16 protein-coding genes are annotated in these 23,618 nt (G+C 56.5%); 11 read left to right on the top strand and 5 right to left on the bottom strand.

Annotation, left to right across the window (positions count from 1 at the left end; genetic code table 11):
* Window positions 1-243 precede the first annotated feature (243 nt).
* Window positions 244-5,001, top strand: a complete 4,758-nt coding sequence (locus GNF76_RS07550) for a DUF8038 domain-containing protein (protein WP_155582554.1) — start codon at window positions 244-246, stop codon at window positions 4,999-5,001.
* 44 nt (window positions 5,002-5,045) lie between these two features.
* Here the strand turns inward: GNF76_RS07550 and GNF76_RS07545 are convergent, their stop codons facing one another.
* The 5 genes from GNF76_RS07545 to GNF76_RS07525 form a co-directional block, all read right to left on the bottom strand.
* On the bottom strand, window positions 5,046-5,423 hold the full coding sequence (locus GNF76_RS07545) for a response regulator (protein ID WP_155582553.1): 378 nt from the start codon (window positions 5,421-5,423) through the stop codon (window positions 5,046-5,048).
* A gap of 78 nt (window positions 5,424-5,501) precedes the next feature.
* On the bottom strand, window positions 5,502-6,695 hold the full coding sequence (locus tag GNF76_RS07540) for a hybrid sensor histidine kinase/response regulator (RefSeq protein ID WP_155582552.1): 1,194 nt from the start codon (window positions 6,693-6,695) through the stop codon (window positions 5,502-5,504).
* Window positions 6,689-7,294 carry a chemotaxis protein CheB gene (locus GNF76_RS07535; RefSeq protein ID WP_155582551.1) on the bottom strand — a complete coding sequence of 202 codons (606 nt, stop codon included), beginning with the start codon at window positions 7,292-7,294 and terminating at the stop codon, window positions 6,689-6,691. The genes GNF76_RS07540 and GNF76_RS07535 overlap by 7 nt, the downstream gene beginning before the upstream one ends.
* On the bottom strand, window positions 7,291-8,106 hold the full coding sequence (locus GNF76_RS07530) for a CheR family methyltransferase (RefSeq protein ID WP_178123221.1): 816 nt from the start codon (window positions 8,104-8,106) through the stop codon (window positions 7,291-7,293). Before GNF76_RS07530 ends, GNF76_RS07535 begins: the two co-directional genes overlap by 4 nt.
* A 15-nt stretch (window positions 8,107-8,121) precedes the next feature.
* Window positions 8,122-11,622, bottom strand: a complete 3,501-nt coding sequence (locus tag GNF76_RS07525; RefSeq protein ID WP_155582550.1) for a response regulator — start codon at window positions 11,620-11,622, stop codon at window positions 8,122-8,124.
* 267 nt (window positions 11,623-11,889) lie between these two features.
* Here GNF76_RS07525 and GNF76_RS07520 point away from each other — a divergent pair, with 267 nt between their 5' ends.
* The 10 genes from GNF76_RS07520 to GNF76_RS07475 all read left to right on the top strand — a co-directional run.
* Window positions 11,890-15,471: a hypothetical protein gene (locus tag GNF76_RS07520; protein WP_155582549.1), complete on the top strand. Its 3,582-nt coding sequence runs from the start codon at window positions 11,890-11,892 to the stop codon at window positions 15,469-15,471.
* A 254-nt stretch (window positions 15,472-15,725) separates the two neighbouring features.
* Window positions 15,726-16,088 carry a response regulator gene (locus GNF76_RS07515; RefSeq protein ID WP_155582548.1) on the top strand — a complete coding sequence of 121 codons (363 nt, stop codon included), beginning with the start codon at window positions 15,726-15,728 and terminating at the stop codon, window positions 16,086-16,088.
* Between the two features lie 246 nt (window positions 16,089-16,334).
* Window positions 16,335-17,096 carry a hypothetical protein gene (locus tag GNF76_RS07510; protein ID WP_178123236.1) on the top strand — a complete coding sequence of 254 codons (762 nt, stop codon included), beginning with the start codon at window positions 16,335-16,337 and terminating at the stop codon, window positions 17,094-17,096.
* Between the two features lie 10 nt (window positions 17,097-17,106).
* Window positions 17,107-18,558: a DUF1254 domain-containing protein gene (locus GNF76_RS07505; RefSeq protein WP_155582757.1), complete on the top strand. Its 1,452-nt coding sequence runs from the start codon at window positions 17,107-17,109 to the stop codon at window positions 18,556-18,558.
* Window positions 18,559-18,573: 15 nt separating this feature from the next.
* Window positions 18,574-19,971 carry a DUF1254 domain-containing protein gene (locus GNF76_RS07500; protein ID WP_155582546.1) on the top strand — a complete coding sequence of 466 codons (1,398 nt, stop codon included), beginning with the start codon at window positions 18,574-18,576 and terminating at the stop codon, window positions 19,969-19,971.
* A 77-nt stretch (window positions 19,972-20,048) separates the two neighbouring features.
* The gene (locus GNF76_RS07495) at window positions 20,049-20,954 is read left to right on the top strand and encodes a transporter (protein WP_155582545.1); all 906 of its coding nucleotides are present in this window, start codon (window positions 20,049-20,051) and stop codon (window positions 20,952-20,954) included.
* A 32-nt stretch (window positions 20,955-20,986) separates the two neighbouring features.
* Window positions 20,987-21,736, top strand: a complete 750-nt coding sequence (locus tag GNF76_RS07490) for a DUF2092 domain-containing protein (RefSeq protein WP_155582544.1) — start codon at window positions 20,987-20,989, stop codon at window positions 21,734-21,736.
* A complete protein-coding gene (locus GNF76_RS07485) occupies window positions 21,733-22,302 on the top strand; it encodes a hypothetical protein (RefSeq protein WP_155582543.1) in 570 nt (189 codons plus the stop codon). Before GNF76_RS07490 ends, GNF76_RS07485 begins: the two co-directional genes overlap by 4 nt.
* A 24-nt stretch (window positions 22,303-22,326) precedes the next feature.
* Window positions 22,327-23,301 carry an AAA family ATPase gene (locus GNF76_RS07480; protein ID WP_155582542.1) on the top strand — a complete coding sequence of 325 codons (975 nt, stop codon included), beginning with the start codon at window positions 22,327-22,329 and terminating at the stop codon, window positions 23,299-23,301.
* On the top strand, window positions 23,298-23,618 hold a 321-nt coding region (locus GNF76_RS07475), incomplete at its 3' end, for a DUF58 domain-containing protein (RefSeq protein ID WP_155582541.1). The genes GNF76_RS07480 and GNF76_RS07475, both read left to right, overlap by 4 nt.

Here is a 23,618-nt window from a genome sequence, read left to right as displayed (position 1 = left end):
TGCCTCATTGAAAGAGATCGAGTCCGAGCAACGGAGTGATCTGTTGACGGCGAAGGTACAGGAGATGATTCGGGCGTAATGACATAAGTGTGGCTATTACCTGTCAGGCACGTTGGCAGGGCAAAACGCTGAAACCATTGGTTTTTCGCGAATTGGAATCGCTCATGAGGTTTGGGTACGAAGGTTTACACCGGAGGGGATGAAATGTTCCCCAGGTGTCCCAATAACCAGAATGAGCCACCAATGATTACGTCCAACAGCGTTATTCAGACACCCCGTCAAATGCCCTTGAATGGTGCCTCTGCACAGGTTCCCACCGAACCGCCCCCCCTCACCCGGTACAAGCGCGATACTGCGATCTCTTCTGAACCTGATGAAAACACCCGAGCAGGAGGAGACAGCGCCCTGGCAGTGCTTTATGGGAAAGCGCTGCTTCAAACGACGGGGGTTCCCAGCCAAGACAGCCAGCTCATGCTTGAGAATATCCCGCCGAGCTCGACGTTTGGCCAATGGTGGGCGCAACTGGGACGGGCCATGCAGTCCCCGGATGTTGCTGAATGGATGAGATACGTGAGCGCTGATCCCCGATCGGTGAAAATCGCTCCCGAGTCAGGTCACATCTCCTATAAGGTCCAGCACCACATTAGCTCCAACCCGAAGGTGCAAAGCGTTGGGCAAGATGACAAGCGCTGGTCGGCAGTGAACGGTCCTGTCATGGAGGCCGCAAAAGTCATCGCCGCAGGCTACGGGTTTTCTACCTTTCAGCCACCGTTATCCGAAAGCAGCAGCAGTGCACCGTTATGGCTGGTGAAACGTTTCTACAGGGAGAAGGAGCAACTATCTGTTCCGGCAGCCCAACAGCGGGCGGCTGAGTTGGAGCGCGATAAAGCCTTCCCGGAGCTCCCTATGGCGCATTTTTCAGGTTTGCACGAGGTGCGTAGCGAGGATGCACTCGACAGGCAGAAGGCGGTATTGGGCAACCATAATACCCGGCGCAACGCCGCCAGTGAATTCAAGCATTTAGCCACTCTTCTGGAGAGCGGCGACCTTGTAGAGCCACTGATTCGCGATCATCTGGAAAAGAGTAAGTTCCAGGTTGAGCCCTACAGCACGTATTCGAAAGATAATAGAAACACCTGGGGTGAGATCAGCCTCAAGCAATTCCTGGACGACAACGGTTTGGATATTCCCACCCATCGCCAGGAAGTGGAAAACCTTACCGCTGCCCTCCTCAACCCCGAACCGAAAAGCCCACCTTATGGCAACTATGGTGGTGCTCTGGCATGGCCGACCCCTCTTGACAGCACCAGCCTACAGCAGCTGAAGGCTAATCTTAAGCACGGTAAGTTCGGCGAACTTGATCTGAAACCCTTCAAGAACGTGCTGGAGTATTTGATGCAAGGCACGGCATTCGAGCCTTCAGAGTTGCATAACCCGCCGCGGGTATTTGATAGGCTAATCCAATCGCCTAAGGGTCAGGCATTGGGCAAAGCCATTCAGGCCAAGTTCGAGACGATGTCAGTCAAAGGCAGTGTCAACGACTGGTTACTGGCAGCCCTGAGCGTCGATCAGAGCGATCAGGTGAACACCGTCGGTGCGTCCTCAAAGTTCAGTGTCGCGGGCTTTCCACTGACCGCCCCCAGTAATGACGGCAAGACTGCATCAGCGATCTTCAAAGGCCTGGTTGATGGCTTGGTCTCCACCGGCAAATCATCATCGCCCGAAAAGGCCGCGCTTCAAGTCAACCTATTGCTGTCCACCCGAGCCCCGGAGTTTCTGGTTGAGGGCATCCCCGACAAAGTAACCCCCGGTTCCCATAGTTGGGTCAGCTTTGTCACCGCTGTGGGGCGTCTCGAAGCCAAGGCCCCCGGTTCGACTGCAACGATGACTTACGCCGACGTGATGCTACAAGCGGCCATTGCGCCGATCTCTGCCAAAGAACGCCATATTGAATACGCCGCCCAGCAAGATGCCCTCAAGGATTGGGGGGCTGCCAACGGCCTGCCATACCCTCAGACTGATGCGCAGATGGACACGGTGCGTAACGCCTTCAACGCGCAGATCAGTGAGTTGAAAACAGCTTCCGAAACGCTAAACACTCCGATGCCAAATACCAGAGACATGGCATTGGAACAGTTGAGAAAAGCGCTGCCAGACATGGACCCGGAACTGTTTGATGAAAAACACATAACCCTGCAGCCACCTGTTCGAGATCTTCCTGGGCCTTACTCGATCCTGGATCTGTACAGAGATGGGAGAAGCGCAAGCGGGGCACCCACTGCATCTCACGATGCTTTTTACAGTGCTTTCTTCACCAATGGAGAAAAGCCATATCCCAGCAGATTTACCTCCTCAACAAGGGCGATAAATATCCCTGAGATGTTGAAAGCAATAAAAGAACTTCCAGACATATCAAGCATCTTTAAAAAATGCTTCTCAGAATATGCTCATGCAATGGAAAAAAGCATTGCGACCCAAGCCAAGCACTTGATATCACAACAGCCAATCCATATCCGAAAAAATTTCGAGGAAGGAAAAATCACAATTGTCCGTGAGGACGCCATCGATTACGCAGTTTACTCCATGGCCCCGACAGACATAAGGCGCGCGGATAATAATCTATTGATAAAAACCGAGCGCAATGGCTCGATTCACACCTACGAAATTGACCTAAAACAAAGTCGAATCATTGAACGTATGGACTTAGGGGATTTTCAGCCTGGAACACTCCCACTTAATCACACCCATCCTAATAAAAGGCTTGTAGAAGTAAAATCCAGCACACCTGACCAGTACACGCCTGGTTTAACTGATGAAAAACTCGGGGCCCCATACATCCCTGACAGTTTCAATAGTGAGAGGACGTCCTACATAGCGGACGCACTGGTAAAGAACACTAATATTCGGGAGCTCCAAAGCGAAGCCATGGGATTGACAACCTTTGATACCGAGGTGCCCTTTTACAAGAAATTCAACGAATTCATGCTCAACCTGATTCCTTTAAGATCAGCGATTGTCAATTTTCAACAAGGCAATATCGGAGAAGGCATTCTAGATTTGTCATTGGACGTATTGGGTTTTGTGGTCGGCGTCGGGGCGGCGGCAAAAGGGGCCAAGGTGCTATCAGCTGGGGCGTCAGCGTTTAGCAAACTGGTCCAAGGCGCCAAGATTGTGGGGCGGGCGGCCATCGGTAGCCTTAATCCCGTGGATGGTTTCGTTGACCTCGCCAAAAGCGTTTTCACATTAGGGAAAAAGGGGGTTAATGCGGCCACTCATAAGTTTAAGGCGCTGATTCATTCTGCCGATTATGATCTTTTGTCAGCCAGCAAACGCTTCGATGCTTCCTCAATAGGAACATTCAAGTTTAACAATGAGCTTTTGGAAGGACCTGTTGTTCTTACTAATGGGAAATGGCATACCTATAACCCAATAACGGGCGAAGCCTACGGCCCGGCGCTAAAAGACTTTTTGCCGTCCGCACGAATAAATACGGAGGATTTCGGAAAATGGGCCACGGCGGACGGCCCAGTCAAAAAAGTGGATGAAGCCGTTGTCAACACCTGGAAAAAAACCGTTAACACTCATCGAAACGGGCCTGAAAAAAACGCCTTTGAAAATGGCTATCACTCTGGAAACCCGCAGACGATCAGAGGTTTCTCCAGAAATATGAAGGCCGCAGACGTGATGAAGTTGGCCGGCAATAAAGGTCTCACAGCCGAACAAATAGGGATGCTGGTCAAGAAATACGACGATATCGCCTACGAATTTGGCCGGGTTGGATCAGCCAGGTTTATCGACAATATCGAGCCTCGCTTCGGAGAAGTAATACCCATGCCGCAAGTTGTTTACTTTTCCCAGACAGCACAATTGTCTGACGGACAGTGTGCCGCACTTTCGCGAGCCATGGCCACGGCCATGGCGGAAGGAAAGGAGCAGATATTAATCAAAAACATGTTCACCGCAGCCGCTTTTCCAACGGATCCGGCCTCCAGGGACTTTATAGCCAAGTTGAGCAAGATTCAAACTCAAGTGGGTGGCCAAAGCGCCTTCCATGCGGGGCAACCGATCCGGCAGCTTTCAATTCAAGATATGGTCAAAGAACTGGCCGATGCCACTGTTTCAAAGTCAATAATGATCGACTCTCCAGGTCACGCAATGGCAGCTGGCGTAAAAATCGATGGCACCAGCAAAACCTATTATTTTTATGACCCTAATCATGGCCTTGCAAATTTCTCAAGTGCAGAGGCCATGGAAAAGGGGCTGGAAAGACTTTCTCGCGATAAAAAATTAACCCCACAATATAAAACCCACAGCACTGATTCTAACAAGCTGGAGTTCAAGGTTTTTGATCATGATGACACTTGGCAGAAAAAAAATAGTGTTTTCGGTTCGGACGTTAAAAAGTTGTATGACGCTCCAATCACTCCATCTAGAACGCCGCACCTTTCTAACGCTGAACTGAAAAGGAGCTGGGAGACCTTACAAAAGGCTCCGGGCAATCAAGACCTGATCTGTTACGAGGCCTCTATCCGTGTAGGGCAGGCTGAAAAAAATCTCTTACCCGAAGTATTTGATGCAGTCAAAGCATCCACAAACCGTCGGGGCGGTACAAACTACTCACAAAACTATCTGGATATCATGGGGATCAAACCAGACAGCCTGAAAACCACGTTCAATCCCGCCGACATTACCGAATCGGGGCTCCTCAACTTCAAGCATGCCAACGAAGGCGGCGCGTTTGGTCACACCGTCTACATCCAAAAAACCAACAACAATGAACTGTTCCTTTTCAACACCAATAGCCCAGACCTAGACGTGGCCATGATCAGAAATGGCAATCCACCGCAGATCAGCGGCGCAATGACCGTATATAACCTTAGCGATGGCAAGCACAAAGGCCTACAGGACTTCCTCGGTGGATTCAATGGAAAAGAGGGTTGGCAATTCGCCTATACACCAGCCAGTACGCTCAATGCCAATGTGCAGAATCTAAAACCCTAATCACTTGAAACCAGCGGCGCCCTAGCTGTTAGGCGCCGCCAGTCTCAAGCCAACAACCGCTGAATATGCTCCTGCAACGTATCCAGATCAAACGGCTTGGCCAGGATCGGCGCATCACGGGTAATCGGGCTGTTGCAGTCCAGAATCTCCTGCGGATAGCCACTGATAAAAATCACCTTCAACTCCGGCCGCAGCTTGACCGCCGGTTCGGCAATCTGCACCCCGGAAATCCCGCCAGGCAAACGGTAGTCGGTAATCATCAAGTCGAGGTGCGGCTTGCTGGCGAGGATTTCAAAGGCCTGCTCGCCATCAATTGCCTTCAGCACACGATACCCCAGGCCTGACAGGTATTCGCCCAATACGAACATAATCGACTCGTCATCCTCAACGATCAGTACCACATCTTGTGCATCTTCACTCATGGGAAGCCTTTGTCCGGTCAATTGCTGCTGATACGACCATCGGGTCACGCAGAGGTTGCGTCGGATCTGTCTTAGTGTTCAAACCTCGCCCCCAAGGGGCAGGCACACACGGAACAACGCGCCCTCGCCTATCCGACTCTCGACCTCAATCGTCCCACCATGGGCCGCGACGATCTGCTCGGAGATAAACAGTCCCAAGCCCAGGCCCGCCACCGCATGGTTGGCCGACACCCGCTCGAACTGCTGAAAAATCCGCTTCTGGTTGTCTTCGCTGATGCCAATCCCGCGGTCCTGCACCTCGACCCGAGCCTCGCCGTGTTCAGCATACACCCGCACGTCCACCGGGCTCTTGGCTCCGTAGCGCAGGGCGTTGGTCAACAAGTTGGACACCACCTGTTCGATACGGAACTCATCCCAACTGCCTTCCACCGGTTGCGGCGCATCCAACTGCACCGAGGACTCGGCCGCGGCCACTTGCGGAGCAAAATTCTCCAGCAACTGGCGTACCAACTGCACCAGGTCGAAATGCCCCGGACGAATCGACAACTTGCCGGTGCGGATTCGCGACACGTCGAGCATGTCTTCGATCAGGCGGATCAGGCTCTGGATCTGTCGCTCATCGCGATCGACCATGGCGTGCATCTTGTCCAGGGTAAAGGCTGCGGCGTTATCCCGGGCCAGGTGCATCTTGCGCAATTGGGTTTCCAGGATGAGACCGTTGAGGGGGGTGCGCACCTCGTGGGCAACGATCGACATGAAGTCATCGCGCATGCGTACCGCTTGCTCCAATTGCGCCTGGGTTGCTTGCAGGCGCGTCAGCAACAGCTCCTGCTCGCGACGACTCTGTTCCAGGGCCTCGACCTGCAGCTTCATGGCCTTGCTCTGGCGGTACAGGTCGACGAACACATTGACCTTGCTCTTGACCGCATGGATATCCAGCGGCTTGTGCAGGAAGTCCACCGCTCCGCTCTCGTAGCCCTTGAACGCATAGTTGAGCTCACGGCCGGCGGCGCTGACAAACACAATAGGGATGTTCTTGGTCTTGTCAGTGCCGCGCATCAGCTCGGCCAGTTCAAAACCGTTCATGCCGGGCATTTGCACGTCGAGAATCGCCATGGCGAACTCGTGCTCCAGCAACAGCGACAAGGCCTCGTCAGCACTCAGGGCCTTGTAGACCTGGCGGTCCTCGCGTTTGATCAAGGCCTCCAGGGCCAGCAGGTTTTCCGGCAGATCGTCAACGATCAACAGTTTGGCCTGGATATTACTTAACATGAGGAAGATTCCAGGGAAGCCAGCAAATCGCCAATGTGGCTCAAGGTGAGAATATGGTCAGGTGTGTGCAGTGCCAGGGCGGCCCGGGGCATGACATCTACCCGCGCCTGCAAAGGGTCCTGGACCACGGTGGTACCGCCGCGTTGCTTGACGTGAGCCAGGCCGCGCGCGCCATCCTGATTCGCGCCGGTCAGCAGGATCGCCAGCAGGTGTGGGCCGTAGGCGTCGGCGGCCGACTCAAACAGATAATCAATGGCGGGCCGGGAGTGATGCACGCGCTCCTCCTGACTCAACGACAGGCTACGGTCGTGCTCCACCGACAAGTGGTAACCAGGACCGGCAAAATACAGAGTGCCGGCCTCGATTGCCTCCTTGTCCCGCGCCTCCACCACGGGCATCGATACCCGCCGGGCAAAGACCTCCGCCAACTGACTGCGGTGCTCGTCCGGCAGGTGCAATACGGTGATGATCGGCAGGCCGAAACCCTGAGGCAGCCGGCCATAAATGCTCAGCAACGCCTCGACCCCACCCGCGGATGCGCCAACGACAATGGCTTCGATACCGGGTACAACCACCGGTCTGGCAGCAGCTTCATTCATGATTTTCGGTAGATCCGTTCTTGCTTGACCAAGGGTTCGAACTGCTTGCTGTAGGCGGAGAAATCCAGGGTTTCCTTACTGCCCAACACCAGGAAGCCGCGATGGCACAGCGACTCATGAAACAATCCAAATGCTCTGTCTTGTAATTTTTTATTAAAGTAAATCAATACGTTGCGACATGAAATTAATTGAGTTTCTGAAAAGACACTGTCGGTTGCGAGGCTGTGGTCGGCAAACGTCACGTTTTCCCGCAGGGTCTTGTCGAATATCGCGTAATCGTATGCTGCGGTGTAGTAGTCGGCAAACGAACGTTGCCCGCCGGCCTTTTGGTAGTTATGGGTGTAGGCGCGGACATTCTCCAGGGAGAAGATCCCCTGCTTGGCCTTTTCCAGGGAGCTTGGGTTGATGTCAGTGGCATAGATGATGGTGCGCTCCAGCAAACCCTCCTCCCTCAGCAGAATGGCCATGGAATACACCTCCTCCCCCGTGCTGCAGCCAGCGATCCAGATCTTGATCGACGGATAGGTCTTGAGCAGCGGCACCACTTCCTGGCGAATGGCCAGGAAGTGCGAAGGATCGCGAAACATCTCGCTGACCGGGATGGTCAGGAACTGCAACAACTGCATGAACGCCGTGGGATCGTGCAGCACTCGCTCCTGCAAGGCCGAGATGGTCTTGCAGTCGAACTGGCGCAAGGCATGCGCCACGCGGCGCTTGACCGAGGCCCCGGAGTAGTCACGAAAGTCATAGCTGTACTTGAGGTAAATCGCCTCAATCAATAAACGCAGTTCAATATCAGTACTTCGATCCACTTAGCGTATTTCCACTTAAATGCGTTCCATCTTCGGCAACCACACACGGATCAACGAGAACAGGCGATCCAGGTCAATGGGCTTGGCCAGGTAATCGTTGGAACCCGCCGCCAGGCAGCGCTCCTGATCGTCCTTCATGGCCTTGGCCGTCACCGCAATGATCGGCAGTTTGCGCCAGCGCGGGTTTTGGCGGATCAGGGCTGTGGCCTCGTAGCCGTCCATCTCCGGCATCATCACGTCCATCAGCACCAGGTCGATGTCGTCGACTTCATTGAGTTTCTCGATCGCCTCACGGCCGTTACGGCCAATGACCACAATCGCCCCCTTGTGTTCCAGGGCACTGGTGAGGGCAAAGATGTTGCGTACATCGTCGTCCACCAGCAGCACCTTGCGCCCCTCGAAGACTTTATCGCGGCTGCGGGCGGTCTTGAGCATCTTCTGGCGCTCTTGGGACAACCCGGATTCGACTTTGTGCAGAAATAACGTCACTTCGTCCAGCAACCGTTCAGGTGAGCGGGCGCCCTTGATAATGATGGAGCGCGAATACTTGCGCAGTTCAGCCTCTTCATCCCGGGTCAGGTTGCGCCCGGTGTAGATAATCACCGGTGGGAACGAACAGATGTCCTCGGTGGCCATGCGCTTGAGTAATTCGTTGCCAAGCATGTCCGGCAGTTTAAGGTCGATGATCATGCAGTCATACACCGTGCTGCGCAGCAGATCCAGAGCCTCCTGGGCAAAGCCAACCGCAGTGATTTCGATGTCATCATCGCCGATCAGGCGGGCAATGCTGTCGCGCTGCAGGTCATCGTCCTCCACCAACAGGATTCGTTTGACCTTCTGTGTCAACTTGGCCTCCAGACGTGCAAACACATCCTTGAGCTCTTCGCGGGTGGTGGGTTTAACCGCATAACCAATAGCGCCCATGTGCATGGCGGCTTCGACGCGGTCTTCCACGGAAATCACATGCACCGGGATATGCCGGGTTTCGGCGTGTTCCTTGAGGCGTTGCAGCACGGTCAGTCCGGAGTGGTCCGGCAGGCGCATATCCAGCAGGATCGCGTCGGGCAGGTACTGTTCGGCCAGGCTGTAGCCCTCGTCCGCGCCATGGGCCACCAAACACTGGTAACCCAGTTCATGGGCCAGATCGAAGAGGATGCGTGCAAAATTCGGCTCATCCTCCACCACCAGGATGCAGCGAGTGGCAAACGGCGCTTTTTCGCGGTCGTCGGCAAAACGCGGAATCAGTGTTTCGTCGGCCATCGGCAGTGGTGAAACCTTGATCGGCACTGCAGGCGCCGGGGTGACAACCACCGTCCGAGCGTGCTCTATCGCAGGAGCGTCTTCGTCACGTTCGACATACTGCTCCGGCAACACCAACGTGAAGATACTGCCCTGGCCAGGCTCACTGGTGACGCTGATGTAGCCCCCCAGCAATGTCGCAAGGTCCCGGGAAATCGAGAGCCCCAGGCCTGTGCCGCCATAACGGCGGTTGGTGGTGCCATCGGCCTGGCGGAAGGCTTCGAAGATACTTTCCTGCTGGTCCTGGGCAATACCGATCCCGGAATCGCGCACGGTAAAGGTGATACCCTCCCCCGGCTGGCGGGAAACGGTCAGGCTGACTTGACCCTTTTCAGTGAACTTGACCGCGTTGGACAGCAGGTTCTTGAGGATTTGCTCCAGGCGCTGACGGTCGGTAAACAGCATCAGCGGAGCACCTTCCTGCACCTCCACCTGGAACCCCAGTTTGCGGTCTGCGGCCAACGGTTCGAACATCCCGCGCAAGCCATCCGCGAGCCGCGCCACACTGGTGTTCTCCGGGCGCATTTCCAGCTTGCCGGCCTCGACCTTGGCAATGTCCAGAATGTCGTTGATCAGGTTGAGCAAATCGTTGCCCGCCGAATAGATCGATTCGGCAAACTTGACCTGTTCGGCACTGAGGTTCTCCTCGGAGTTCTCCGACAGCAACTTGGCCAGGATCAGTGAGCTGTTGAGCGGTGTGCGCAGTTCGTGGGACATGTTGGCAAGGAACTCGGACTTGTATTTGCTGGAACGCTGCAATTCGTCCGCACGGTCCTCCAGCTCGACCTGCACGCGATTGAGTTCAACGTTCTTGCGGTCCATGGCGTCGCGCTGGTCGGCCAGGATCTGGGTCTGTTCAGCCAGTTGCTCGTTGGTTTGCTCAAGCTCCGCCTGCTGGGTTTCCAGGTGAGCCTGGGACTCCTTGAGGATGCGCGACTGCTCTTCCAGTTCCTCGTTAGCGGTCTTGAGTTCTTCCTGCTGCACTTGCAGCTCTTCATTGAGCTGTTGGGTCTCGGCCAGCACTTCCTGCAGGCGCTGGCGATAGCGCGCCGCTTCGATGGAGGTGCCGATATTGCCGGCGATCAGCTCCATCAACTCGACATCTCGCTCATCCAGCGAGCGCAAGAAGCCCAGCTCAATCACTCCGTTGACCCGGTCATCGTTGCTGGTGGGCACCACCAGTACGCTGCGCGGTGCACCATCGCCCAGGCCCGAACTGACCTTGAAATACTCCACCGGCACATCATCCAGGCGAATCAAGCGTTGCTGCTGGGCGGCCTGGCCAACAATCCCTTCGTCGTTATAAATAGATTGTTCCTGCTGCTCCTGCTCACGGGAGAAGCCGTACGCAGCCACGCGTTTGAGGCCGCCGTGCTCTTCGCGCACATACAGCGCAGCAACCACCGACCCCATGTATTGGGCAAAGAACTGCAGGATGTTGCGCCCCAGCAGGTTCACCGTCAGTTGGCCCAGAACCTGTTCAGCCAGTTCGGTCTGACCGTTACGCAACCAGGCTTGCTGCTCCAAGCGCTTTGCAATTTTTATTTGTGACGCGAGGGTTGCACTGTAACTGCCTGAAAGTATTAATAGATTCTTTCTTCCTGCATAGGCTAGAAAACCACTCAGGCCGAGTACAAACACTAGGTAAAGCGTCACGCTCAACACGGTGCTGCGGGTAACATCCTCATTACGGTTGATTCGAAACTGCTGTTCCATCGCAATGGCTTCGTCGTACTCCTTGCGAATCTCGTCCGTCAGGCGCTTGCCACGACCTGCCTTCACAGCGCTGCGGTAGTCACCGTTCTCACGTTGCAGATCAATCATCGACTGGGCGTAGTTGTTCCACTCGACCTGCAGCGACTCCAGGCGTTTGAGTCGATCCACCTGCTGAGGGTTATCCGCGACCAACGCCTGCAAACCGCGCAAGTCGGAAATGATCCGGGGCTTGGCCACTTCGTAGGGGTCGAGAAAATGCTCATCACCCGTGATCAAGAAGCCGCGCATACCGGTTTCCAGGTCAACCGTCAGTTTTGAAGTTTCATTGAGGTTATTGATCACCCGGTCTGTGTGCTCCACCCACTGGATCACCGACAACAGGTAGGTAATCAGGCACACAAAAAACACCGCGCTGAGTACCCCAACCCCCAGCGGCAACGCCACGTTGCGGCTCAGGAGTTTGCGGAAACTGTTCTCATCGACTGACGAAGCGGGAGTCATGGGCATGCCTTGGCCGAATACGGAAAAACCGCGAGTTTGCCCCAAAGTTGAGGGTCAGGGCTATGTTTCTGACGTCTTTCAAGGACAAAACCTCCACCTTCCCTCAAAGCGCTTGGTTACATCGTGTCATCTACATAAAGCCTGACAAGTGCAGGCTGCACCAAGTGGAACGTTGCTATCTGTTTTGAACACCCAACAAGACGCCTCGGGTACATGGAAGCTCCTTCAGGACGGCGTTTTCCAGCACACTCAAACAGGTAATCCGTGATGAATGCAGTCAATAGCTTACACCTGACTTCCGCCACTGATCTTCAGGCAATCCCCACGCAAACCCCTGATTCACCTGCTCAACCGACGCCCGTCAACACCCCCGCCGTGACGCTCCCTTCGCCCTTCAAGGGTGCCCAGGCCCTGCAACAGGCACTCGGGGACCAAGGTAATTGGCACAACCTGGCGCAAGCACTGAACACCGTCGCCCAAGCCCTGCCAGAAAACGCCGATAAAAATGCCGTATTGGCGGCTCTGAAAAGCCAACAAATGGATATTCATCCCGTCTCCAGCTACCCCCTGCAATCCTCGCAAGCAAGCAAGCCAACGGCCAGCCTTGAAGCGTTCATCACCGAGAAGGGACTCGCCCTGCCAAAAACCCGTAACCACCTCATTTACCTGGCTGATGCCGTGGCCCAGAGAGCGCTGCAACATCCTCTGGGCAATTTTGGTGGTGGCCTGTCCTGGCCAATCCCGTTGAGTGTCGAAGACCAGAGCAGGATTGGTACCCTCGTGGACAAGAATACGGCCGACTTGCCGGGCCTCCCATTGGCGGATGTACGCAAAGGTGCGCTGGGCTATCTGTTGAATGCCATTGATCCCCCCTTGGCCACCGCCGAACTGCAGGACCCTGCCAAAGCGCTGGAAAAACTTGTCGTCTCCCCCGCAGCCCAGGCCCTGGGGCAAGCTATCCAGACTCAATTGAGCGGCATTCCCACCGCTACCAGCGTCAATGACTATGTACTGGCAGCCATCAACCTTGGCCTCAATCACAGCGCCATACTTGAGCCCCGCAGAAATAGCGTCGCCGGCTTTGACCTGGCAAAGGAACAACACTGGGGCAAGCCGGCTTCATTTATCATCAATAGTTTGGGCTGCCATCTGGTCAGCGAAGGCAAAGCGACAAACGCGACGGCCAAGCTAGCCACCCACCTGCTGCTGGTACGGGCCGCGCCCGAGCTTCTAGTCAGGGACATTCCCGCCTCCGTCGTTTACGGCAGCCAAGCCTGGGCCAACTTCAGCATCGCGGTCGCCAAAGTAGAAGCTGAAGCCCCCGGAACGGCCGCCAATATGACCTTCGCCCAGATCATGAAGGCCGTTGATGGATCCGGTGCAACTGCACCCGAGTCTGCGCAAAAAGCAGCCCTGGTGGACTGGGCGATAGCCAGTGGGGTTATGGCCAAGAGCGGGGACGACACCTACACCCCCACTCAACTGGAGACGGTAAGGACCCTCTTCAATCAACAACAAAGTGAACGGATGATTGCCTCGGGATTACTGGACACACCGACCCCCAGCCGAAAAGAAATCGCACTGGCCAAACTTAAACAACAGTTTGGAGAGACTGTACCGTTTGAAGAAAAACTCTTGCGCCTTGATGAGCCTGGCACCCCCTACGCCGAGCCACTCTACAACCCCCATAGACGGCCCGCCGGCCTTCATTCGATGCTCGATATCGCCATGATGGAGCTGGGTGATACCAAATGGAAAACCACCGACAGCCGGATTCCACTTGAAGCGATAAATGCGCCCCTCAAACTCGAGGTGAACAAGGCGTTCAACCATCAGTTCGCGCAGGCGATCCAAGCACGCCAAAAGGGCATCGGCACGACCATCAAACACCTTATTGCCCAGCTTCCATTGACCGACAGGCAAAACCTGGAGCACGGCAAACTTGAGTTTTTCCAGAAGAAGACCTACGCGCTAGGCATGAACTTTACGTCCAAGACACTCCACGACAAAGACAACACTCTATTAGTGAAAGCCACCGGCGTTAATGGAGAAACCGTTTATAAAATTGACATCCAGAAAGGAGAGATCAGTACGGTTCCAGGCCGTGAGCTAACGAGGAAAAGGGAGCGAGAGGCCAACAAAGAAGAAAAAATAGAACCGTTCACCCCAACCAACACCAACGAAGCAGCCCTGAACCAGACACCGCAAGACGGCGCTTCTACCACACCCTCAAGCTTCTCCTCAACGCGAACACAATCCATCGCCGATGTGTTTGTCGAACATCTTGATATCGACAGCAAAGACGTGGTGAAACACGCCAAGGGGGCCAGCACATTCGACAAACAGAAAGAACACGAATGGGCCGTCGCGGACTTTTTTCTGAACCTGGTGCCGCTCCGGTCAGCCATTGTCAACTTCCAGAACGGCAACTACCTGGACGGCGCAACAGACTTGGTAATGGACGTCCTGGGCTTCTTGACCGCCGGCGCAGCAACAGCAGCAAAAGTCGCAAAAGTTGGGGCCACCGCCGCCAGTACGGCCGTCAAAGCCGCGAAAGTGGCAAAAATCATTGGTGTGGGCACCATCAACGCGTTCAACCCGGCGGGAGGGCTCGGGGATTTGCTGGTGGGTGCAGGACGAGCCATGATCAGCGGCGCAAAGACCACCGCAAGGGGCGTGCGCTCCGTTGGCCGTGCTGGCCTATCACTAGTGTCCGACACTATCAACAACGCCCGTGGCGCATCGGGTAATTATGACCTGTTGAAAGCAGCCAGCAAAGAACATGGGCCAGCACTCATAGGCTCCTTCCAGTCTGCGGGGCGCAACATCGAGGGGGTGGCCATACTCCGGAATGACAATTGGTATCACTACAATCCGATCACGAATCAGCCATATGGCCCCCCAATCAAGGACTTTACGCCTATACGTGGTAGTCGGACTCACGCCATCGCTGCAGGGGGGCAGTACGAAAGGATCCACGCTAAACTCTACGAGAACGTGATTAATGCGCAAACCCCGGAAAAGATTCGCGACTATAATCGCGGTTATATAAATGGAAGTTTGGAAAGCCTTCCAGATTATTACCCCAACATCTCAACTGACGAACTAAAGAAACTCGCCTCAAAGCCAAATAGATCGCCAGAAGAAATCGGTACTCTGTCAAAGGCGATAAAGCAGAGTCAAATCGAGGATGCCAAATATCATTCTTATCTCCTGATGAACGACGTACAAGCGCCAGGCGTTAAGGTGACACCTGTCTCGCAAACTTATTACCTCGCCCACGTTGACATCACCTCAAAAGGCGAATGCGCCGGATTGGTCAATACCATGGCACTCGCTATTCAATATGGAAAGGAAAAGCAACTCATGAAAAATTTTTACAGAGCTGCTGATCTCGCCTCTCCCCAAGCAATCAAGTTCAACCAGGACTTGAGAGACTTTCAGGACATCGTAGGTAGGACTCATACTTTTCATATGGGGAAGACCCCAAAAAAAGTTGACTACCAGGAGATCATTGACGATTTGACAAACTCTCCCACGTCAAAAACAATTAGAATTGCCAGTGAAGATCATGCAATGCTAGCAGGTATAAAAGTCGAAAACGGTAAAACCGAATGGTTTTTCTACGACCCTGACTCAGGATTCGTAGAGTTTGAAACGTTGAGGTCCATGCAAGAAGGCCTGGAAAAAACGTTAAATAGTGGGGGAATTGCCGCCTCGCAAAAAACATCTAAATCTCAAACTGGAGCCCGTGAGTACCATATAAGTGAGTTTCATACTGGCGACATAGTTGCAGATGGCGTAGACGAATTCGCCGTCGCGAACTTGGCTATGGCTACACTACCTTGATTTAACCGGCGGTCCTGTGAATAACCCCAGCCTTGATCCATTATTGAACTCGGCTGGGACGGCCACATACCAGAGCTGTCCGCACTTTCTATTACTGCGCCCTGCCTGATACAAACACCCCATATTGAACGGGACATTTGTGCTCATTATCGTCACAATGCCTGCCCTGTTTCGGGAACTTGTCGCGATCGACCTGACTCGCGAGAGGATGATCCTTCAACGACTTGTACCCTCATTTCTTGGGAACCCTCACCATGTCCACCGCCGCCACCATCCTTGTAGTCGAAGACGATGCCATCGTGCGCATGCTGATCGTTGATGTCCTCGAAGAACTGGCGTTCAAGGTGCTTGAAGCGGCAGACGCCACACAAGCCCTGCAAAATATCGAAAACGCCAATCAAGTGATCGACCTGATGATGACCGACTGGGGCCTGCCCGGCATGAACGGCAAGGAGCTGGCGCAAGAAGCCCGGAAACTGCGCCCCGCCTTACCGATCCTGTTTGCCAGTGGTTATGCCGAGAACATTGAGCTTCCCCCAGGCATGCAGATAATTGGCAAGCCGTTTTCCATCGACCAGTTACGCGATAAAGTCAAAGCGATGCTGGCGAACCACTGACCTCCTTTCTCCCAAGGTTGCCATCACGGTGACATCCTTCAACAAAACCGTGACTTCCCCCGCACAAAGCAACTAATTCATTCGCATGACTAGCGAGTCTGGATTTTGCTGCTAGCTTAAATCGACATGTCCTGCATGATCTTCAAATATGGACAAACTGACAGCCTTTAGAAAAAGGCGCTATCGGGTCAGTGACCACGGAACAGGGGAATTATCATGTTCACCTCATCGTGCACTCCAGCATTTATGTTGGCCGCCCTACTGTTGCCCGCGTTTTCTGCCCAGGCCGATAACGCCGACACCGCGAACAAGAGCAACAACCCGCTCAACCTTGCGCCGGGTGCCAACCTGCAGGACTACTACACCCCCAGGCTGTACAACACCAATGCCCATACCAATGACGTATTGCTGCGCGGCACACTGCCCATTGCGCCGTCGGACGTTATGGGTGTTCCCCAACTGTTGCGCGCCACCCTGCCCCTCAGTACCCGACCCGCCCCCCGCAGCGGCTACAGCACTGGCATCGGCGACCTGAACCTGTTCGACATTTTCCTGCTCAAGACCGAAGGCGTGCAATTGGGCATCGGCCCGCAAATCACAGCGCCCACCGCCGAGCACGATGAGCTGGGAACGGGCAAGTGGCAGGCGGGCCTGGCGGCAGTGGCTATCGACGCCTCTCCCCGTGGCCTGCTCGGGGCACTGGTGCAGTACCAAAGCTCATTTGCCGGTGACAGTGACCGGGCCCGCGTCGAAAGCGCCACCTTCCAGCCCTTCCTCATCCATAACCTGCCCAAAGGCTGGTACCTGCGTTCCACCGGCACCTGGACCTTCGACCTGAAAAACGACACCCATTACATCCCCATCGGTTTCGGGATGGGCAAGGCCTGGAAGACCGGCAGCAATATTCTCAACGCCTACGTCGAACCCCAATGGACCGTCGCGCGTAAAGGTGACGGGCTGCCCCAGTTCACCCTGTTTGCGGGCCTTAACGTGACCTTCGGGAAATAGGGATATGGCTATGCACCTGTTGATTCGTAACGCCGGTTTGAGCCTGCTCGCCCTGGCCATCAGTTATGGCCTGCACGCACAAACCCTCGAGACCCGCATCGGCCCGATCACCATGGACGGTGAACTACCGGCCCATAGCGAGATCGCCAAGCTGTATGGCGAGCTGGATTTTCAACAAGCCACCCAAAGTTTCCTCTGGGCCTTGCCATTGGTGTCCTACGCCCAGTGGCAGGATGAGTTCAGCACCAAACTGGGCGCCCGCAGCGGTGACCTGATGGTGCTCAACAGCTACGAAGACAAGCTCGGCGTGATCACCGCCAATGCCACCACGCCGTATATCCTGGGTTTCGTCGACCTTAATGAGACCGGCCCACTGGTGATCGAATTGCCGCCGGGCCCTACCGCTGGCGGCATTGGTGACTTCTGGCAGCGGGCAATCATTGACATGGGCCAGACCGGCCCTGACCAAGGCAAGGGTGGCAAGTACCTGGTACTGCCCCCAGGCCATAAGCCGCCTGCCGATGCTGGCCAGTATTACCTAGCCAAGTCCGAAACCATGAACGTGCTGGTGGGCTTTCGTGTCCTCGACCCTGATCCGGCCAAGGGCAAAGCCCTGGTCGAGCAGTTCAGGATGTATCCCTACGCCCAGCGCGCCAACCCCGGCAAAACCCGATTGCTCTCGCCCGGTGGCAAGCCCTGGTCGGGCACCCACCCGCGTGGCATTGCTTACTGGGAGCGACTGCACGGGATTATCCAGAAGGAGCCGGTCAACGAACGCGACCGTTTCTACATGGCGATGCTTGCCAGCCTGGGTATCGAGAAGGACAAACCCTTCAACCCCAACGAGCACCAGCGCCAGGCCCTGGAGCAAGGCGCACAAATGGGCGAGTTGATTGCCAAGGCCAACGCCTTTGCCAAACGCTTCCCTCAGGCCCAGTACTGGCCTGACCGTCAATGGGACACCGTCCTGAACATCGCCGAACCGTCCCAGCGCGTGACCTATTACGACCAGTTGTGGGAGCGCAGCGCCTGGTTCTACGAAGCGGTGACCAACACCAAGGGCATGGTCTCGAAAACGCCAGGGCTGGGTCAGACCTACCTCGGCGCCTACACCGACCACAAAGGCCAGTGGCTGGACGGTGGCCAGAACTACACGCTGCACGTGGGGGCCAACCCGCCCGCCAGGCAGTTCTGGTCGCTGACCGTGTATGACATCGAAAGCCGCTGCCTGATCGACAATCCACAGCGCAAGGCCGACCTGTCTTCACGTCAGGATTTGAAGAAAAATCCCGATGGATCCATCGATCTTTACTTCGGACCGCACGCGCCAAAAGACTTCGAGAGCAACTGGGTGCAAACTCTGCCGGGCAAACACTGGTTCAGCTATTTCCGACTGTATGCTCCCACCGAGGCCTACTTCGATAAAAGCTGGAAACTCGACGTCATCACCCCAGCTCCCTAATAGAGACGCAACAACATGATCAGAAAACCGACGCGCCTGCTGTTGGCGAGCCTCTCGATTCTCATGAGCACCGGCGCCTGGGCCGACTTCACGGCCACGCCCAGTGACGCCAGGGCCATTGCCAAGGATGCCTACCTGTATGGCTTCCCGGTGGTGGAAATGTACAAGACCCTCTACACCCAGGCGGTGGACAAGGGCGGCCCGAACTTCAAGGCGCCGTTCAACCACATCGGCAACACCGCTCAGGTCTTCACCCCCAAGGATACAGCGTTCGTCACCCCCAATTCAGACACGCCCTACTCCTTCGTCTGGCTGGATCTTCGAGCTGAACCGGTGGTACTGACCCTGCCGAAAATCGAGGAAGACCGTTATTACTCGGTACAGTTGGTCGACCTCTACACGCAAAACTTCGGCTACCTGGGCACCCGCAGCACCGGCAACAACGGTGGGCACTACATGATTACCGGACCTGACTGGAAAGGTCAGCAACCGGCCAATATCGATCGCGTGGTGCGCAGCGAAAGCAACATTGCCTATGCGCTGTTTCGCACCCAGTTGTTCGATGACAAGGACCTGGGCAAGGTCAAGCAGATCCAGGCCGGCTACAAGGTGGAGCGCCTGAGCCGTTATGTGAACCAGCCCGCCGTCAAGGCGTCGAAAATCATCTGGCCAAAACCCGCACCCCATATGAGCGACAGCCCGCAGCTGTTCCGCTACCTGAACTTCATGCTGGCCTTCGCCGCCCCGCAAGACAGTGAAAAAGACCTGCTCGCACGTTTTGCCACCATTGGCATCGAAGCGGGCAAGCCGTTTGACCTCAAGGCGCTGACCGCCGAGCAACGCAAAGCGCTGGAAGACGGGATCGCCGACGGCAAGGCCGAGTTTGCCGCCTTCAAGAAGGACAAGGTCGACACCCATCAAGTCAGCAGTGGCGACCTGTTCGGCAGCCGTGACCACCTGCAAAACAATTACCTGTACCGCTACGCCGGCGCCAACATGGGCATCTTTGGCAACTCCAGCGATGAAGCGGCGTACATGAGCTATTTCGTCGACAGCGAAGGCAAACCCGTCAACGGTGCCCGGCACAGCTACACCTTGCACTTCGCCAAGGACCAGTTGCCGCCGGCCGACGCGTTCTGGTCCCTGACCATGTACGACGGCAAGACCAAGTTGCTGGTGCCCAACCACAAGAAGCGCTACCTGATCAACTCGCGGATGTTGCCCAAACTCAAGCTCGATGCCGACGGCGGCCTGACCTTGGCCCTGCAACACCACGAGCCACCAAAAGCGGAACAAAGCAACTGGCTGCCCGCGCCACCCGGCCCGTTCTACGCCATTTTGCGTATCTACCTGCCAAAGCCTGAGGTGGGTAACGGCCAGTGGAAGCTGCCACCGCTGACACCGCTCAAGTAACACCCCGTGTCCGGTCACAACAGGCTGAGACCAGACACGTAAACCCCTGACATCAGGCCTATACAAGGAGTAAAGCCATGGTTTCACGTACACGACTAAGTGCGCTCACCGCTGCAACGCTGGCGCTGGTGCCAGGGATCAGTTACGCCGACAACGCCAGGGATTGGCAAAATACCCCGACCAACCTGAACATGGTGTTCGGTTACTACAATCGGATCGACACCAACACCCCCATCGACACCACGCTGCCCATCAACGGTTTATCGTTGAATGCCGATCTCTACCTGTTCCGTTACGCCCGCTCCTTCAGCATCGATGGCCGCAACAGCGCCATCCAGTTTATCCAGCCCTACGCCGACGTCTCGGCCTCCTTCGATAACGCCCAATTTTTCAATGGCACCAAGCGCAATGGCGGCATGGGCGACGCGCAGGTGGTATTCGCCCATAACATCTTCGGTGGCCCCGCGTTGACGGCCGAGGAGTTTGCCAGCTGGAAACCCGAAACCTTCCTCACTGGTGCCCTCTGGGTAACCCTGCCAACCGGCGACTACGACAAGGACCGCATCATCAACATCGGCTCCAACCGCTGGGTGTTCAAACCGGAACTGGGTTTTGGCACGCCCATCGGCCCAACCTGGCTGGAGATCAATACCTGGGTCTCGCTGTTCGGCGACAACAAGGATTACCACGGCAACAGCAAGCTGGAACAAAAGCCGCTGTACGCCATCGAGGGCCATTACAGCTACACCATCAACCGCGCCCTCTGGGCTTCTCTCGACGGCACCTACAGCCGGGGCGGAGAAAGCAAGATCGACGGCGACTGGCAAGACAACAAGCAGGAAAACGCGCTGCTGGGCGCCAGCCTCGGCTTCATGCTGTCACCACAGTTCGGTGGCTTGCTTGCCTATACCGACACGGTCTCTGAACGGCGTGGTTCGCCCGATGTGACCACCTGGACCCTGCGTCTTCAGTACGTCTGGTGAGCTTGACCTTCATGGATTGAACGGAGTGCGCCATGTCCCGTATTCATCGTACCCGCGTGTTGCTGATCAGCCTGTTACTGAGCGCCAACTGCGCCTGGGCCGAAGAAATCGACCCCAAGGCCCTCTCCGCCCTGGAACAAATGGGCAGCTACCTGCGAACCCTGCAGCAATTTCGCATCAATGCCAGCAGCCAGACCGACCAGGTGCTGGACAATGGCCAGGTCGTTGAATTCAGCCACCAGACCCACTTGCTGGCGGTACAGCCCGACAAACTGCAAGTCTCGGTCGAAACCGACGGCTCACGCCGCAGCCTGTTCTACAACGGCAAAGTTTTCACCCTCTATGACAGCCGCAGCGGTTACTTCGCCAATCAGGCGGCACCCTCGAACATCGGCCAGTTACTCGACCAATTGAGCGAACGCTACGGCATCGAACTGCCCTTGGCCGATCTGTTTCGCTGGGCACCCGGCACCGCCAAGGACGTGGGCATCAGCAACGCCGTGATGATCGGCAGCGACCTTATCGAAGGCCAGGCCTGCACGCATTACGCTTATCGCCAACCGGATATCGACTGGCAACTGTGGGTTCGCCAGGGCCCGCAGCCCCTGCCGTGCCGATTAGTCATCAGCCGCCGCGACACGCCCGAACAACCTCGGCACAGCGTCAACTATCAGTGGGTGCTCAACCCTCTGGTGAACAGCAGGGACTTCGAATTTACCCCTCCGGCCGGCGCCCGTTCGGTGCCCTTGCAACAGTTGGAGCCCAAGGGAGACCAGCCATGAAAGGCACGGCGGCGGTCCTCACCGCAAGTTTGCTGCTGACGTTGTTCGACCCGCTGGCCGCCCAGGCCTGGCAACTGCGCGGCGGTGGCGGTGCCCGGACCTTCGTGGTGCCCCATGGCGGTGGCGGGATGCACCCGGTCCAGCCGATGCCGCATCCAACGCCCGCGCCAAGGCCTATGCCGCCTCAACCTCACCCGGAACCGCATCCCCAACCGGGTCCGCATCCCTATCCACAACCTGGGCCTCAACCCTATCCAAGGCCTGAGCCACATCCCTATCCGGTACCACCAGGACCAGGGCCGCATCCTTACCCGATGCCACCGCCGCCACCTCCACCACCGCCTCCGCACCCGGATGACTGGTATCACCCGTGGGCCACCGCCGCCGTCATCGGCGCGACCACCGCTACGGTGCTGGCCATCGGCACCCGGGTCACTACGGTGCCCGTGAATTGCGTCTCGGTGATCGCCAACGGCGTGGCCTATCAACACTGCGGGCCAACCTGGTATCAGCCGCAATACGTCGGCAGTTCGGTGCAATACATCGTGGTCACCGCGCCCTGGTGACCCCTCGATTCAAGGACGATTGCCATGACCGCGCTCAACGATTTAAACGCCCTGCAAGCCAGCATCGCCGAAAGCGTGCTGGGCCAGGACCGGGTGATCCGGCAGATCCTGCTGGGCTTGCTCGCCAACGGCCACCTGCTGCTGGAAAGCCTGCCCGGCCTGGCCAAGACCCGCACGGTCAAGGCCCTGGCCCGGCACCTGGACGCGAAGATGAGCCGTATCCAATTCACTCCGGACCTGCTGCCCTCAGACATCACCGGCGCCGAGGTGCTGCATCAGGTGGACGGCCACAACCAGATCCGCTTCCAACCCGGCCCACTGTTCGGCAATTTGATCCTCGCCGATGAAATCAACCGTGCCCCGGCCAAGGTCCAGGCCGCCTTGCTGGAAGCCATGGAAGAACGGCAAATCACCGTGGCCGGCGCCAGCCATCCTTTGCCCGAACTGTTTATCGTGGTCGCCACCCAGAACCCCATCGAGCAGGAAGGCACCTATCCATTACCGGAAGCGCAGATGGACCGGTTCCTCATGAAAGTACTGCTGGACTACCCCAGCGCCGACAATGAAAGCCAGGTACTGCGCCTGCTGCGCGAAGAAGAACAGGCCGTGGCCGCCCACGCGGTACAGGGTTTTACCCTGGCGCAAGAGGTGATCTTCGCCGCCCGTCACGAAGTCAGCGCGATCCAGGTGTCACCGACCATCGACCGCTACCTGATCGACCTGATCAACGCCACCCGCCACCCCGCCGACTATGACCCTGACCTCGCCCGCTGGATCAGCCTGGGCGCCAGCCCCCGTGGCGGCATCGGCCTGGACCGCTGCGCGCGTGCCGACGCCTGGCTGCAAGGCCAGGCCTTCGTGACCCCGGATAACGTGCGGGCAGTGGCTCATCCGGTGCTGCGTCACCGCCTGCAACTGAGCTATGACGCGGTGGCCGATGGCGTCAGCGCCGATCAGGTGCTGGACCGTCTGCTGGACACCGTGGCGATCCCGGCATGAACACTGACGGGCTGGTCTATGTGTCTTTAGGGCAGTTGATGGCCCTGCAATTCCAGGCGCGGGACCTGAGTTTTGTCGCGCGCCAGCCCCAGGGCAGCCTCCTCGCCGGTAACCATGCCTCGCGGCTGCGGGGGCGTGGTTTGAATTTCGACGAGCTGCGGCGCTACCAGCCCGGTGACGACTTGCGCCACCTCGACTGGCGTGCGTCCCTGCGCACCGGCAAACCGGTGGTGCGCACCTTTACCGAAGAGCGCGATCGTCCGGCGCTGATCGTGGTGGACCAACGCATGTCGATGTTCTTTGGTTCGGTGCGCAGC

This window comes from Pseudomonas spelaei, assembly GCF_009724245.1.
In the GTDB taxonomy this organism is placed as follows: Bacteria; Pseudomonadota; Gammaproteobacteria; order Pseudomonadales; family Pseudomonadaceae; genus Aquipseudomonas; species Aquipseudomonas spelaei.
This window is presented reverse-complemented; position numbering and strand designations above follow the sequence as displayed.